General features: G+C 42.8%; 13 protein-coding genes and 1 tRNA gene. 10 read left to right on the forward strand and 4 right to left on the reverse strand.

The features are described 5' to 3' along the window. Positions 1-6: 6 nt before the first annotated feature. Complete coding sequence (locus WCG05_02750) at positions 7-1,227, reverse strand: hypothetical protein (GenBank protein MEI8320914.1); 1,221 nt, start codon at positions 1,225-1,227, stop codon at positions 7-9. Between the two features lie 21 nt (positions 1,228-1,248). Continuing rightward, the gene (locus WCG05_02755) at positions 1,249-2,118 is read right to left on the reverse strand and encodes a hypothetical protein (GenBank protein MEI8320915.1); all 870 of its coding nucleotides are present in this window, start codon (positions 2,116-2,118) and stop codon (positions 1,249-1,251) included. 190 nt (positions 2,119-2,308) lie between these two features. Between WCG05_02755 and WCG05_02760 the strand changes: the two genes are divergently transcribed. From WCG05_02760 to WCG05_02795, 8 genes are all read left to right on the forward strand, one after another. Further along, complete coding sequence (locus WCG05_02760) at positions 2,309-3,550, forward strand: MFS transporter (GenBank protein ID MEI8320916.1); 1,242 nt, start codon at positions 2,309-2,311, stop codon at positions 3,548-3,550. Between the two features lie 65 nt (positions 3,551-3,615). Beyond that, positions 3,616-3,702 (forward strand) — tRNA-Leu (locus WCG05_02765). A gap of 90 nt (positions 3,703-3,792) precedes the next feature. Beyond that, a complete protein-coding gene (mgtE, locus tag WCG05_02770; GenBank protein ID MEI8320917.1) occupies positions 3,793-5,196 on the forward strand; it encodes a magnesium transporter in 1,404 nt (467 codons plus the stop codon). Positions 5,197-5,206: 10 nt separating this feature from the next. Further along, complete coding sequence (locus WCG05_02775; GenBank protein MEI8320918.1) at positions 5,207-6,388, forward strand: thiolase family protein; 1,182 nt, start codon at positions 5,207-5,209, stop codon at positions 6,386-6,388. Between the two features lie 449 nt (positions 6,389-6,837). Next, the gene (locus tag WCG05_02780; protein MEI8320919.1) at positions 6,838-7,770 is read left to right on the forward strand and encodes a glycosyltransferase family 9 protein; all 933 of its coding nucleotides are present in this window, start codon (positions 6,838-6,840) and stop codon (positions 7,768-7,770) included. Positions 7,771-7,946: 176 nt separating this feature from the next. Further along, the gene (gene aspS, locus WCG05_02785; GenBank protein ID MEI8320920.1) at positions 7,947-9,740 is read left to right on the forward strand and encodes an aspartate--tRNA ligase; all 1,794 of its coding nucleotides are present in this window, start codon (positions 7,947-7,949) and stop codon (positions 9,738-9,740) included. After that, positions 9,740-10,984, forward strand: a complete 1,245-nt coding sequence (locus WCG05_02790) for an MFS transporter (GenBank protein MEI8320921.1) — start codon at positions 9,740-9,742, stop codon at positions 10,982-10,984. Before aspS ends, WCG05_02790 begins: the two co-directional genes overlap by 1 nt. A 6-nt stretch (positions 10,985-10,990) precedes the next feature. Beyond that, positions 10,991-11,719: a 3-deoxy-manno-octulosonate cytidylyltransferase gene (locus WCG05_02795; protein MEI8320922.1), complete on the forward strand. Its 729-nt coding sequence runs from the start codon at positions 10,991-10,993 to the stop codon at positions 11,717-11,719. 155 nt (positions 11,720-11,874) lie between these two features. Here WCG05_02795 and WCG05_02800 read toward each other — a convergent pair whose 3' ends face one another. Together WCG05_02800 and WCG05_02805 are read right to left on the reverse strand one after the other, a co-directional pair. Next, positions 11,875-12,402, reverse strand: coding sequence for a hypothetical protein (locus tag WCG05_02800; protein MEI8320923.1), 528 nt, complete (start codon positions 12,400-12,402; stop codon positions 11,875-11,877). A gap of 154 nt (positions 12,403-12,556) precedes the next feature. After that, a complete protein-coding gene (locus tag WCG05_02805) occupies positions 12,557-13,450 on the reverse strand; it encodes a hypothetical protein (protein MEI8320924.1) in 894 nt (297 codons plus the stop codon). A gap of 199 nt (positions 13,451-13,649) precedes the next feature. Between WCG05_02805 and WCG05_02810 the strand changes: the two genes are divergently transcribed. Further along, positions 13,650-14,366, forward strand: coding sequence for an ATP-binding cassette domain-containing protein (locus WCG05_02810; GenBank protein MEI8320925.1), 717 nt, complete (start codon positions 13,650-13,652; stop codon positions 14,364-14,366). Beyond that, a complete protein-coding gene (locus tag WCG05_02815; GenBank protein ID MEI8320926.1) occupies positions 14,356-15,240 on the forward strand; it encodes a hypothetical protein in 885 nt (294 codons plus the stop codon). The genes WCG05_02810 and WCG05_02815 overlap by 11 nt, the downstream gene beginning before the upstream one ends.

Below are 15,240 nucleotides of genomic sequence, written 5' to 3' on the forward strand. Positions count from 1 at the left end.
ACTATACTAGTCCCAATTAAGGGTAATCTTATAAATAGGATAGTTTAGAGTTTTTAAAATCACCAAAAGGTAATGATCGTCTTTGCTTAAAGTCATATAGTTTAAGAGACAATCTGTAACAATTGAGTCGTTTTCTCCTGTTTTAATATTAATAACTTCAACAGTGTTTGGCGTTGAAACGAATAAATGCTGACCATCATGGCTAAATAGGGCTAATGAAGGCGTTTTTCCAAGCTCAATTTTCTGAAGAAATTTCTTTTGTGTTAGGTCCATTATAATCAATCTTTTTTCAAGGGGTGACATTAAAACGATTTTTTCGTAATCATCACTTAAAACGACTGGGGAATAACGATAGAAATTCTTTTCGTGGATGCAGGTACATTGAAGGCTATTGACGTTGAGCGCCATAAAATAGCCACTTTTTTTTGATGGTTGGCGAACTATAAACAATAGCTGTTCCGTAGTTTCGCGAAAAAGGATTTTGCTTACTAGAGGCAAAACGTCTGCAAGCACTTTGTCTGGATTAGTTTCTTTGGGCAATCTATAAGCATTAAAAATTTTAGTAGGCATAGCATTATAATCCATAACCTTTATAGAGTTCTCTTTAAAATCATAAAAAAAGATCTTATCCCCATAAGAATTAAAGAAAACTTGATCTTCTGGTATCAGAGATCGGGGGGATTTCCAAAAAAATTCAGAAGACTCTTGAGCAATCCCACCTAAATATGATTCCAGATAGAATTTTTCTCCAATCTGATTTTTTTTTGGTATATCAAAAAAACCAAGAATTATCTGATCAGCCGACTTCAAAATCGGATTTTTCAGAACACCGGCTACTTCAACGCGATCGATAACTTTCTTTGAGTCCATCGAAATCGTTATTTGTTTAGTTGTTGACTGCAAACTTAAAGTAAAGGGGGTCACAATAAAAACAACATCATTATTTTCTTTAAAAACGGGAATTTTTTTGCAAGTTCTAGGGTTAATTTCAGGAAGAATCATAGGTTCTGATTTATAAGAACTGAATTTCATAACTTTATTGATTGATTGCGACGCAAGAAGTGTAGAAAGGGCATCGACATCTAAAGATACCTCCTTAGCAGGGGATTTTGCGATTGCTTCATCTTCTAAAGCCCCCTGCCCCAGAAAAGGAATTCCAAAAATAAGAGCTAGAAACAACCAAAACAACGGGGATTTATTTGTACTATTTTTCAAATTATTTTTCATAAAATATCCTTTTTAAATAGTTTAAGCTTCTCCTCCGCTTGGTTCAGCAGAAGCTGCAACTTCTTTTTTCGTGATACCCAAAAATACAGCAAGTTTTTTAAAACCTGAGAATTCTTTCAAGGGGGATTCTAATAAATCTTGAAAAAGGGCATCTAGGCAAGTTTGGTCAGCTATGCGACTTTTCAGAAAATCAAATTCTTCGTCTTTTAAAATCCAATGGAGGGTGATAGCTGTGCGAGGACCATTTTCAAGAAGCGACCAAAAACTGAAATTTTCCTCAACGGGAATAGATCCAACAATCGCAGGGCCTGCAGGGGATGAAACAATCATTTTTTGATCCGCAGGATGAACGGAAATGGAAAATTTTGGGCTGGCTAAGCGGAAGTCCCCATCAGCATCTGCAATAAACCCATAGAGTTGATGAGATTTGCTATAGATTCCCTCATAAGGTGCATCAGGATCCGTCCAATAGTGAGGGCGCATCAAAAGAGCGGCCCCCTTGTTCCAAGGATTATTTTGCACAATCCAAAATAAATCTAGCTGATCCAACTCTTGTTTTTTTTCTGCTGGGGTTTTTAGCACATCAGGTAATCCCTTTCGAAATTCATTGGGGATTTTAGCATTAAGCAAGATAACAGGAACCCCCAAACCCGTTGTCGAAATGCTTTTATCATCTTTTTGATCTGTGGGATTATAGGTGTGGATTATGGGCGCTTTTGGAAATTGTAGTTTATACTGAGCAGAGCGCCCATTATGAAAGTCAAGAGCATCCAGATCTACAGCATCTAAATGGATTTTTTCATAGGGTTCGGAGAAATCTGTTTTTTGAGCTGCATTAGCTTGAAAAACTAGGCATCCCATAAGAGATAAAGAAATGAAGACTTTACGCACGACAACCTCCCCTTATTGGACTGTATCATTATTATTGCTCAGCATTGGACTGTATCATTATTATTGCTCAGCATTGGACTGTATCATTATTATTGCTCAGCGCAAATTATTTTGTTATAGCTTCCCCATAAATGAACGATTATTTCGCAAAACTGTGAGATCTTGCATTTCTGAGAAAGCGGTTAAAACTATGAATAAATTTATACGAATTTTCTTTATGTGGTTACCTCTGGTAGCTTTTTTCTTTCTGCAGTTTATGTTGCGGGTATCCCCCAACGTAATGGCCGACGACATTTTAAATCACTTTGAAATTAATGCGACCAGCTTTGGCTTGCTTATGTCTTTGTACTACATGGGGTATGCTGGCATGCAAATTCCTATTGGGTTGTTGCTGGATATGTACGGACCGCGGTACATTGCGGCGGCAGGAGCCTTGCTTTGTGCCCTAGGAGGTATATTGTTTGCCTATACGGACGATTGGGTTTTGGCCTTGCTTTCCCGGCTGATGATTGGGATGGGCTCTTCCGCTGCTTTTATCTCAGCTTCTAAAGTCTTGCGCTTGTGGTTTCCGGAAAAGCATTTTTCTCTTTTTATGGCTTGTACTGTAACAGTTGGCTTGTTAGGAGCTTTTGCGGGCGGAAAACCCACAGCTGAATGGGTCCAACACTATGGTTGGCAAAACACCCTATTGTTTATATGCCTTGCCCTATTTTTGATTTCTGTGTTCATTTATGCCTGTGTTCAGAACACACCCCATGATCAGGGAGCAAAGTTTGAAATTTTAGAAAAAGGATTTTTGAAAAATTTTGGTCGCTTAATGGTCAAAGAAAACATTCTGTGGGTAGCTTTCTTCGGAGCCTTACTAACGGGCCCTCTATGCGCCTTTGCGGATGTTTGGGGTGTGTCTTATTTAGTTCATGTCTATGGACTGACAAAACCAGATGCGGCGGAAGCGTGCTCGATGATCTATGTGGGCATGGCAACGGGCGGGCCTGTCTTGGCTATTTTGGGCACTCAACGTGATTTATACAGAAAAATCATTGCTCTGTCTGGCGCAATAATGGCCTTGGCCCTGTTAATGATTATGTTTATCAACTTTTCTTACCCTGCTTTAGTGACATTCCTTTTTGTTGTGGGTATTTTCTGTTCCTATCAAATTCTAGTCTTTGCCTTAGTCACCGCGAACATCCCGAAAAAACTCAGCGGAGTTATGGTGGGGTCTGTTAATACCATTAATATGCTCAGTGGGCTTGTTTATCTGCCTATCATTGGATTCTTGTTAGATATGTGTTGGGAGGGAGCCCTGGTGAATGAGGTACGTATCTACTCTCCTTTTGCCTATAAAATTGCCTTTTCTACGATTATTATAGGCTTAATCATTGGCGCCTGTGGGTTTGTATTTTTAGATCGCCTTAAAAAGAAAGAAGCTTAGAAATTTTCTTTGATTCACTTGATATCTGATCTAACATCTGATATTCAAATCTTACTAGAAAACAGGCGGTCGTGGCGAAATTGGTAGACGCGCAGCGTTGAGGTCGCTGTGGTGGAAACACTGTGGAAGTTCGAGTCTTCTCGACCGCACCAGTTTTTTATTAAATATATACTTTGGGAAATAATATAGGTAAAATACACGCATGACAGGCAGCTTTTGGGCTGAGCCAGGAAAGGAAAGACATGGGAAAAATAATCGACGCCCCAGAACACCCTGAATTTGCAAGCTTAGCTCTGGCTGAAAACTTTGCCCAAATCTCTGATCGGCTTTTTGATCAAATCCAAGACCTTGTTCAAAGGAACAAAAAAGATCCTCTTATTGAGGTTATTAAAGATGTTGATCCTGCTGACTTGGCCAGTGTTTTAGAGAACTTAGATCTGGATGATCTGAAAAATTTTATCCGTCTTTCCAATATTAGCTTCCATTTTGACGTTCTGTTAGAGCTTTCTGATCATCGCCGTCAAGCCATGGTTCAGATGATTGGCATCAAAACCTTGGCCAAGCGCCTGCATGAACTGGATAGTGATGACGCTTTCTGCTTGATTGACGAGCTGACGGCTAAACAGCGTCATGCCATTTTAGCCATGATTCCCGCTGCGGCACGCGCCAGCTTTGAAATTGTTTCTGCCTATCCAGAAGACAGCGCTGCCCGTCTGATGCAACAGGAGCTTGTGGCCGTTCCCTCCTTTTGGAAAGTGGGGGATTTGTTGAAACATTTTCAAAAAGAAAAGCTGCTGCCCGATCATTTTTATGAAGTTTACATTATTAATCCCAAATATAAAATTTTGGGAAGCGTGACCCTTGATAAGCTACTGCAACACAGCAGCAGCATGCCCCTGAAAGACATTATGAAGCAGGATATTAAAAAAATATCCGCTAGCCTTGGCCAGGAAGAGGTTGTGTATTTGTTTCGTCGCTATCACTTGGTTTCGGCCCCCGTTGAAGATGAATCAGGATCTATTATCGGCATGATTACAGGGGATGACGTGGCAGAAGCCATGGCGGAAGAAGCAGAAAAAGACATCTTTCAGATCACGGGTGTGGGTGAAACGGATTTGACGGCGCCCCTTTTGGTGACTTCAAGTCGGCGCATGGGGTGGCTGATCGTCAGCTTGATTAATGCTCTGATTGCGGCTTTTGTCATTAACCACTATCAGGCAACGATTGAACAGATTCCCTCTCTCGCCGCCCTAATGACCATTGTGGCAGCCATGGGAAGTGCTGCAGGAACTCAAGTTGTAACCGTCACTATTCGAACTTTTGCCACACGGCTTTTCCAGACCATTAACCCCTGGAAAATGTTTGCGAAAGAGCTTTCTATTGCAATCACAAATTCTTTGTTTTTTTCTGTGGTTTTAAGTCTGATTGTGTTGTTGTGGCTAGGGGATGTGAAGATGGCTTTGATTTTGCCTGCATCCTTGATTTTTAATATGTGTTGGGCCGCTTTTGGGGGGGTTTTGTTCCCATTCTTCATTGCCCGATTTGGTCTTGATCCAGCCTTAAGCTCTGGCCCTTTGCTGGGCGCTACCACAGATATTTTAGGGTTTGCCTCATTCCTGTGGCTGGCCCATATGTTTATTATTTAGGAGTTTTTTTATGCCCAAAGATTCAATCATTATTATTGAGGGGGTACGCACACCCCTGGGGTCCTTTCAGGGCAACCTTTCCCGTCTATCGGCTGTAGAGCTGGGGACCGTAGCTACCCGCAGCTTGTTAGCCCTGACGAACGTGGATACAAAAGAAATTGATGAAGTGATTATGGGGTGTGTTCTTCCTGCAGGATTAGGCCAAGCTCCTGCCCGCCAAGTTGCCTTAAAGTCTGGACTGCCCGAAGGTGTTGCGGCCACAACTGTCAATAAAGTTTGTGGGTCAGGCATGCGAGCCATGATTATAGGCATGAGCCAACTGATGGCCGGTCACAGCAAACTGCTTTTGACGGGGGGGATGGAAAGCATGTCAAACGCCCCTTTGCTGAAACGACGCCCAGCCAAGGGGGAACAACCTGTGGCAGAGCATTATGCAGACCATTTGTTTTTGGATGGCCTAGAAGATGCCTACTCAAAAGGAACTCTGATGGGAATGTTTGCAGAAGCAACATCAAAGCATTATGGGTTTACGCGGGCCGAACAAGATGCTTATGCAACCGAATCTGTGCGCCGCGCAAAGCAAGCCACCGCAGAAAAATGGTTTGAACGAGAAATTGCCTCCGTTGTCATTAAAACACCCACAGAAACAGTAGAGGTGACTGAGGATGGGACTTTGGATCGCGCAAAAATTGAAAAAATCCCCTTACTAAAACCAGCTTTTGGAGAAAATGGAACTATTACGGCGGCAAGCTCTAGCGGCATATCCGATGGAGCAGCAGTGCTAATGATCAGCACAGAAAGCCATGCCAAAGCACTGGGATTAGCCGCACGAGCAAAAATTGTGGGCTTTAGCCACCATGCTCATGAATCAAAATGGTTCGCCACGGCACCCATCCACGCCATTCAGAAGTTGCTTGAAAAAACAGGATGGTCTAAAGACTCGGTAGACGCCTTTGAAATTAACGAGGCCTTTGCCGTAGTTGCTATGGTGGCCATAAAAGACTTGAAGCTTGACCCTGCGAAAGTGAACATTCATGGAGGGGCTTGCGCTTTGGGGCACCCCATCGGCGCCTCAGGGGCCCGCATTGTGGTTACTTTGCTGAATGTTCTGGAACGCACGGGCGGAAAGCGCGGCATCGCGGCCATCTGCATCGGCGGAGGAGAAGCCCTGGCTGTTGCAATTGAGGTGTAACCCACCCATGACAAAGGTGGCCCTCAACTTAACGCCTAGAAAGTTACTGTGGAACGGTTCTGTGTTTATGAGGTCAGCTCTACTACCCTTTGGACAAGGAAGTTTTATTCTGCAGACGCTCCGGTCATATCAGATGCTGACTCTTTGCAACTGTCTTGAATCTGTGCAGCGTCTCCTCCTACTGCTGATAAGGTTTCCATCGTTTTTCTTTATACTTATCTTGAGACGCACTGCGCTTTTCCCTAAACTCTTTCAAAAGAACAGGATTCTCCTTCATCTTTTCCCTATATGTCTTTGCAACACCCTGCCTCTGGTCTTTAGTCAGTTTCATATTTTCTTTAGTGTTGACTGAAGAAAGCCAATTGCATACCTTTTGTTATAGAGAAAATAAGCTGGATCGCCACGCCCCTGTGGGGCTCGCGAAGACGCTGAATGGAAAGTAAAATAACATGACCCAAGAAAACATCCTTGTGATACAACCCTTACCTGGTCTAGGAGATCTGGCCTGGTTTCACGAGCACATGACGGCCATAGCAGACCGGGCGTCAGATAAAAAGATCACCTTACTGACAAAGCCGGCAATCGCCCCCCAGATTTTTCAAGGGTCACCCTATATTAAAGAAGTCTTGGTAGCGAAAAAAACGAGTCTTTTCAGTCTGGTTCGCTTACTGAAATCTAGATCTTTCACAGAAGTGTGGATTTTACACCACAGCTGGCGATATACGATTGCCTGCAAACTGGCTGGCATTAAGGTTGTTTACGGCTATGGGCGCCATTTAGGGCATTTCTTTTTACAAAACCCTCGCTTGACCAGACACGAGTTTCATTCTCACCCCATTAAGAGAGCAGACCATTTAATTCAGAAGCATGGCTTAAAGCCTACAGGAAATTTGTTCCAAGCAAATAAGAACGAGATGGAAACAATAGAAGAACGTTTAGGGGGTTTTCCAAAGCCTTGGATCGCCCTGGGCATTGGAGGAAGTGAGTCTTTTAAGAAGTGGCCTCTAGAATCTTTTGCCAGCCTTGCCAGATACTTAGAAGACTATGGCACTGTGTTTGTATTTGCGGGAAAACAAGAGGAAGAGGAGGCTAAGCTGATTGCCCAGCTGGGGGTCGTTAATCTGACTTCAAGAATTATCCCCCTCACCCACCTTTCCATCCAAGAATCCCTGGGATTTTTAAGTTTATGCGATTTGTTTGTGGGCAATGACACGGGCATGCTGAACTTTGCGGCAATCCTTGGAAAACCGAGCGTTGGGTTGTTTCTGAAAACTCCCTCTTTAAATTACAAAGAAAATATGTATCCTTTGGTCACAGATTCCAAAGGAAAAATTGACCCCAAAACCGTCATTGGCCTTCTGAAATCAAAAAAACTTATCTAGATTTTGCAAAAATACTTGCAACTTGAGAGCGGCTGCCTATTATATAGCTAGATTACTTTAAAAGGATACGAGGCACGAGGAGCGACGCCTAGTAAATCTAGGTTAGCGACGAGTAACGATGTACTCCTTTTATAAGGAATCAGCTATAGCTGTAGAAAGTTTAAAGAAGGAAATTTATGCACCCTTATCGCACCCATACTTGTGGAGAGCTCAATACGACTCATATCAATGAAGTTGTTCGTCTATCTGGCTGGATTCATTGCAAACGTGATCACGGCAATCTGCTGTTTGTTGACTTGCGCGACCACTACGGGTTGATTCAATGCGTCATTGACCAATCGAACGTTCTGTTCAATATCGCAGAAAAAGCACCCTTAGAAAGTGTGATTACTCTGACGGGAAAGGTCATTGCCCGCACCCCTGAAACGGTGAATCCTCAGCTCCCTACGGGGCAAATTGAGGTGCATATGCTTAGCATCCATGTGGAATCTGCCGCGGCTATGCTTCCTTTGCAGGTCAACAGCGCTGCCGACACATCGGAAGAGCTGCGCCTGAAATACCGTTTCTTAGATTTACGGCGTCAAAAGTTGCACAGAAACATTGTATTGCGAAACCAGATTATTGCGAGCATTCGCCAGCGTATGATCAAATCAGGGTTTATGGAGTTCCAAACGCCTATTCTAACGGCTAGTTCTCCTGAAGGAGCACGGGACTATTTGGTGCCCAGCCGTTTACATCCTGGAAAATTTTATGCCCTTCCCCAGGCTCCCCAACAGTTTAAACAATTATTGATGATTTCTGGGTTTGACCGGTATTTCCAAATCGCCCCATGCTTCCGGGATGAAGATGCCCGAGCAGATAGATCCCCCGGCGAATTTTATCAACTGGACATGGAAATGTCTTTCGTCACGCAAGAAGATGTTTTTCAAGCCATTGAACCCGTCTTGCATGGATTGTTTGAAGAATTTAAAGACAAAAAAACCGTTTCCCCCTCCCCTTTTCCAAGAATCACCTATGATGATGCCATGTTGCTTTATGGGTCTGACAAACCAGACCTAAGAAATCCCTTGCTGATTTCTGATGTAAGCGCTGTTTTTAAAGATTCCGGGTTTTCCATTTTTGCGAATAATGTTAAAAAGGGACAAGTGGTACGCGCCATTCCCGCCCCTAATGCGGCCAACCAACCCCGCAGCTTCTTTGACAAACTAAACGGTTGGGCCCAAGAACAAGGCGCACCAGGACTTGGATATATTACCTTTCAAAATAACGAAGCTAAAGGCCCCATTGCCAAGTTTTTAAACCCAGAACAACTGAAATTGTTGAAAGAACTGGCTAACTTAAAAGATAATGATTCTGTCTTTTTTGTGTGCTCACCTTTAAAAGCGGCCCAAAAGCTCTCTTCTCTAGCCCGCCATAAAATAGCAGAAGAACTTGACTTAGTTAAGAAAGATGCCTTTGAGTTCTGCTGGGTTATTGACTTTCCCATGTATGAAATAGATGAAAAAACGGGACTGGTTGAATTTAGCCACAATCCTTTCTCTATGCCTCAAGGAGGGCTAGGCGCCTTGATGAACAAGGATCCTTTAACCATAAAAGCCTTCCAATATGACATCGTGTGTAACGGAATTGAGTTGTGCAGTGGTGCCATCAGAAACCATCTTCCTGATGTGATGGAAAAAGCCTTTGCTATTGCGGGATATTCCCGCAAAGACATGGAAGAAAAATTCGGCGGCATGTTGAAAGCCTTGACCTATGGTGCCCCACCCCATGGGGGCTGTGCCCCAGGCATTGACCGAATGGTTATGCTTCTGGCAGATGAACCCAATATTCGAGAAGTTATTGCTTTCCCCATGACTCAACAGGCGGAAGACCTATTGATGGGTGCCCCAGCTGTTGTTTCAAAAAAACAATTAGAGGAAGTTCACATTCGTATTGTTGAACCCCCTCAGAAAACAAGGAAAGATATCTAATGCGTCACGCCGCCCGTATTACAATTGCAAGCATTCTGGGAAATGCTTTAGAGTTTTACAACCTAACCTTGTATGGAGCGCTAACTCCTGTGTTTGCTGCCCTTTATTTTCCAGCAAAAACACCTGCCCTATCTTTATTGATTAGCCTTTTGGCCTTTGGTGTTTCTTTCTTTGTGCGTCCTTTGGGTGCTATCCTATTTGGTCATATTGGCGATAAAATTGGCAGAAAAAAGGCATTGACCCTGTCCATTCTATTTATGGGGATACCAACCACTGCGATCGCATTTTTGCCTGTGTATGAGGAGATTGGCATCTGGGCGCCAATAGCCTTAATTTTGTGTCGCTTTTTGCAAGGAATTTGTGCTGGGGGTGAATTCAACGGCGCCACCATCTTCGCTCTTGAACACCTGGGGAAAAAACAGCCCGGTTTTGTGGGGGGTGCGATTGTAGGCTCTTGCCTTTTGGGGTCATTGTTCGCTTCAATTATTGTATCTTTTTTGACAACTGATATTTTTCCTGGTTGGGCTTGGAGAGGAGCCTTTTTATTAGGGGGCCTTTTCAGCTTAGGGGGCCTTTATCTGCGCCGAGAAATAGACGAAAGTCCCATCTTTAAAGAGATTCAAAAGAAAGATCAGATTGTTCCCTCTCCTTTGAAAACAGCCTTAGTTACCCACTGGCGGTCCTGCCTATTCGTCCTAGCTATTGCAGCTTTTGATGGGGCCTTAACCTACACACTGGTCAGCTTTCTGAATGTGTATCTTGTAAATACCTTGAACCACTCGGTCAGCAACGCAACCTTTAATGGCTTTTTTGGTATGCTCGCCTGTATGTTGGGGTGCCCTTTCTTTGGCTATTATGCTGATAAATACGGGGCAAAGGAAACTCTAGTAGTCGCCTGTTTCCTGATTTTAGGGCTAACCGTTCCCGCCTTCATGGCAATCACATCAACCCCTGAGTTTTCAGTACTGGGCGGCCATATTTTATTGGGCCTATTAGTTGCCAGCATTATTGGCGTGCAGCCTTTGTTTTCTCAAGCTCTTTTCCCTGCTCAAGACCGCTACACAGGCATTTCCTTTAGCTATAGTGTTGGCGTTGGTATTATGGGGGGGCTTACGCCTTTCCTATTAACAGCATCTATGCAAACCAGTACAAACAATGAAGTGTTTTTGATTCCCAGCCTTTATTTGATGACCTTCAGCGCCATCTTTTTGGGTATTCTTTTGTTATTGCCAGCCAGAAAGTAGGTTATTATGAATCCTGTCATTATTATTCCCTCTCGCTTAGAAGCAACCCGCTTCCCCCAAAAACCTTTGGCTTTAATCCATGGAAAACCCATGATTATCCATGTTCTGGAAAATGCTATGAATGCCAAGGTGGGGCCTGTAATAGTTGCAACCCCCAACCAAGAAATTATAGATTTGGTTGAACAAGCGGGCGGCATTGCCGTGTCAACCCGCTTTGATCACGCCACCGGATCAGATCGTATTTATGAAGCGTTGCAAACCTTTGATCCCCATGGGAATCATGATGTTGTGATTAATTTACAAGGGGATTTACCCACCATAACATCCGCCGACGTTCAAAAAGTTCTTATTCCCCTGAAAGAATCTGACAAATTTCAAATTTCAACCCTGGTGACCCCTTTGAATTCACCGGATGAACTGACCAACCGAAATGTGGTCAAAGCAGTGATTGCTGACTTTCGTGATAACCGGGGGGATGGCATTTACTTTAGCCGGTCTCCTGTTCCCTATGGCAGCGGCCCTCACTTTCATCATGCGGGCATTTATGCCTATCGTCGATTTGCCCTGGATTCTTTTGTGAAAGCACCCCAATCTGGTCTTGAAAAGCAAGAAAGTTTAGAACAACTGCGCGCCCTTGAAATGGGCTATAAAATTGGGGTTTATTTCACAGAATCTTTCTTAGCTGGCGTTGACACGCCTGAGGATTTGGCCTTAGTGACAAAATACCTCTCCTAATTGATCTTAAGATCGCTTAAAAAAGGAAAACCTATGGCCGTATTACCAGAGTCAAAAAAGAGTTTGGGGTATTATTAGCCTAGGAACAAAAAATTTCTTTCCCTCTGCCCTAGGGAGAGCACGCCCCCAAGCACAAAAAATTCTCTAGTCATTCTTCACAAATAAGTTTTTTCTGCTGCTGCTTGAATAATCGTAGCTCGAGCACTTGACGAAAGCGTGCGCCCTTTTATTTTTTCTTTGCTAGAAATCTCAGCTTGCGCACGCTCCAATACCGTCTCTAGATCGCCCGGCACAATATTAATAATTCGATCAAACAAGGGTTGAAGATTATAAAACTTAAAATCCATTCCGAAAGTTTTCGGGGGCATAACAGTACAAACAGCCCTCACAACTTCTTTTCTATTGATCCAATCAATTGTTTTTAAGAATTCCGCCATCTTTTCAGGCTCTCTCATTAAAAGATCTCTCTTGCCTAATTCTTCGTTGAGCTTAAGAAGACAAACTGATAATGATCTTTTTTCGGCCTCAAGAAGAGACGGGTCATTAAATAATACTTGAGTCGTCTGCAAACAATTTTTGGGTTTTGAAGTTGGCGCCACATCAACCTCAGCAGCAGCTGCATTCAAAATATTTGGAATAATCGATCCGATCAGACAAATGGCTCCGACAATTGAATTTTTCACGTTTTTTCTCCTTTTTAAAAAGAGATGACATCCTTAATAGGGGCTGTCAAGCTGAATTAGGCTGGTTTTTCAAGATATTGAATCAAAATCCCCATAAGTAAGGCGGGGTCCCCGAGTCAAGCCCGAGGACTCCATTTTTGGTTAGTAGCTATAACTAAAAACCGCGCCTCATCGCCCGTTCAGACGCCTGCTCATTTAGTGAGAGGTTACTATATCGCCTCTCCTGTCTTTCCATCTCTTCTCCAAAAAGATCCCTAAGAATTCCTTTCTTGTTTTTCTCAGCTTCAAGTCTGAGTTTTTTAAAGCGGCTATTTTCTTCAGCTATAAGATTCTTAAAGATTATGATTTTAGAATCCTCCGGACTATACCCAAGAAAGTCGTCGTAAGGTTTATCTCCATCCATTGGACAGCTTTCTAGATACTTTGGAAAAATGGTATGAATGCTTCCAGAAAAGTCCTCATAAGCTTCACATACTCTAGAAATTGTAATATTTTCTAGATATGTTCCAAAAATGGATAGAACGCCTCTGCGGTAATCATCTTTTACCACAAAATTCCATAATTCTTCATTTTGAGTGTGAAGCTGTAAAAGAGATTTCAATAAAGTATTACTGATATCCCCATGTAGCTTCAGAATTTCAAACCTTTCAGAAATATTTTCGAATCTAGAAAGTCTATTTTTAAGTGCTCCAAGACTTCCCGCGGTTTCTGAAATTGTAAAAATCCTTGTAGAGGTCCAAAGTTTTTCTATAGCGCCTGAAACGTTGACTACAGCACACCGTTCTCCAAAAAGTCTTTTAAGAGCCTGTTGAGTTTCTGTAGGTTGAGTTAAACCCATGACCGAAAACTCCCTAACGTGTTCTCTTAAGCGGACAATGGCTCTAGCTTCTTTCAGCATATTTTCTGTAACGGTTATAGATAAAGCATCCCCCTCTAAGGTGTGCACACTAAATCTTCCGTCTTCGTCTAGACTACGTACGGCACCATAGCTATTTAAAGCTATGAAAGACGCGAATATAAGAATGTGTTTTTTAAAATTAGGTTTCATATTTTCTCTCCATTGATATTAGTTTTGAGTACTTTCTTCTTGCCCGCGCTAAAAGTCAACAGTATTTCTCCATAAAAGAAAGTATATTTTTCTGATTTGTTCGGATCCATGAGGTTAACTTTCTTTCAACCTCAAAACACACCTCTTTCCCCAATATTCTGCTTTTTTTTGGACAAAAAATATTCTATGATACAAAAACATGGACAAACAGGCGAATCTTAAAGAAATTGTTTCCTTTCACAATGTGGACCTAGCTTTTGATGGGGATAGTAAACTTTTCTCAAAACTCAACCTACAAATTGAAAGTGGGAACTTTTACTTTCTAACAGGCATCAGCGGGGCTGGAAAATCTACCCTGCTAAAGATGATTTACCTTGCCTGCGGTCAAACGGGGGGGCACATTTCCGTCTTTGGGGAAAACACGAAAAACCTTTCTTTGAATGATGTGGCCTATATGCGCCGTCAGATGGGCATTGTATTTCAGGACTTTCGTTTGGTTTCTCATCTGAATGTTCTGGATAATGTCTCTTTGCCTCTTAAAATTCGGGGTGTTTCTTCAAAAAAATCAAGGAAACAAGCTGCTGAATTACTAGCCTGGGTTGGCTTGGAGGATTTTCTGGATCACCTGCCCCACACTCTTTCTGGCGGACAACAGCAACGGGTGGCCATTGCCCGCGCCGTTATTGCGCGCCCCAAACTATTGCTGGCGGACGAACCCACTGGAAACGTGGATGATGCTGCCGCCCTAAGAATTTTGTACCTGTTCGAAGAAATGCACAAGGCAGGAACAACGGTTATTTTGGCAACCCACAACAGGTCTTTGGCCAAACAGTTTAACCACTCTGAAATTTTTCTGCAAAAAGGGAAAAGCTATTTGATTCATCCTGCAAACCAAGGGGGAACTAATGCTGTATAATGATTTGCCCCTAAAGTCAGATCCTGCTAATCGCTTTTTGCCCTGGATTGTGGCACTGATGGTTTATTTGGCGACCCTGTCCTTGGTGATTGCCTTTTCTGTTAGCTCCCTGATCCAACAATGGGAAACAGGGTTTCAAAGCCATATTACCATTGAAATTCCCAGCAACCCTATGGCGAATCCCGGGTCGGCGCTCCAAGATCAAGTTATTCAAGACACCATTGCTCTGTTGGAAAAAATCCCTGAAGTCGGAAAAATAAAGATTCTTTCTGCCCATGAAATTCTGAAAAACCTAAATACATCCACCAATTTTGATGTGATGGATGATCAATTCTTACCCCGTCTGATTGACATTGAAATTGTTCAAAGAAATGACGTGGCTTTGGCTCAACTTAAGGAAAATTTAAGGATGATTTCATCCGATATTATTGTTGAGGATCACCTGGATTGGAAAGAGGGGCTCTTTGAACTAGCCCAATCCACCCAGATTATCAGCTTTTTGATTCTGGGAATTATTATTGCGGCCACTATGGGAACCATTGCATTCACATCACAAACCAGCCTGATCATTCACCGCCACATCATTGAGGTTCTGTACCTGATGGGCGCCACAGATCGCTATATTGCCAAACAATTCCAAAATCACACCTTGCGGATTGGCGCAAAGGGTGGAATTTACGGATTTATCTTTTCCTTGCTGACTTTCTTTTTGCTGAACTTCTTGGCCAAAAATATGAATATTCAGATTTTGAACCCCCTTTTGTCTAACATTGGGTTATGGGGGGTGAGCCTTGTTGTGCCTTTGTTCGTTACATTCTTCATGATGCTGTCAGCCCGGGCAACTGTCAGATTGACCTTGAAATACATGGTGTAA

It is taken from the genome of Alphaproteobacteria bacterium (assembly GCA_037146715.1).
Classification (GTDB): Bacteria; Pseudomonadota; Alphaproteobacteria; order UBA7879; family UBA5542; genus JBAWWO01.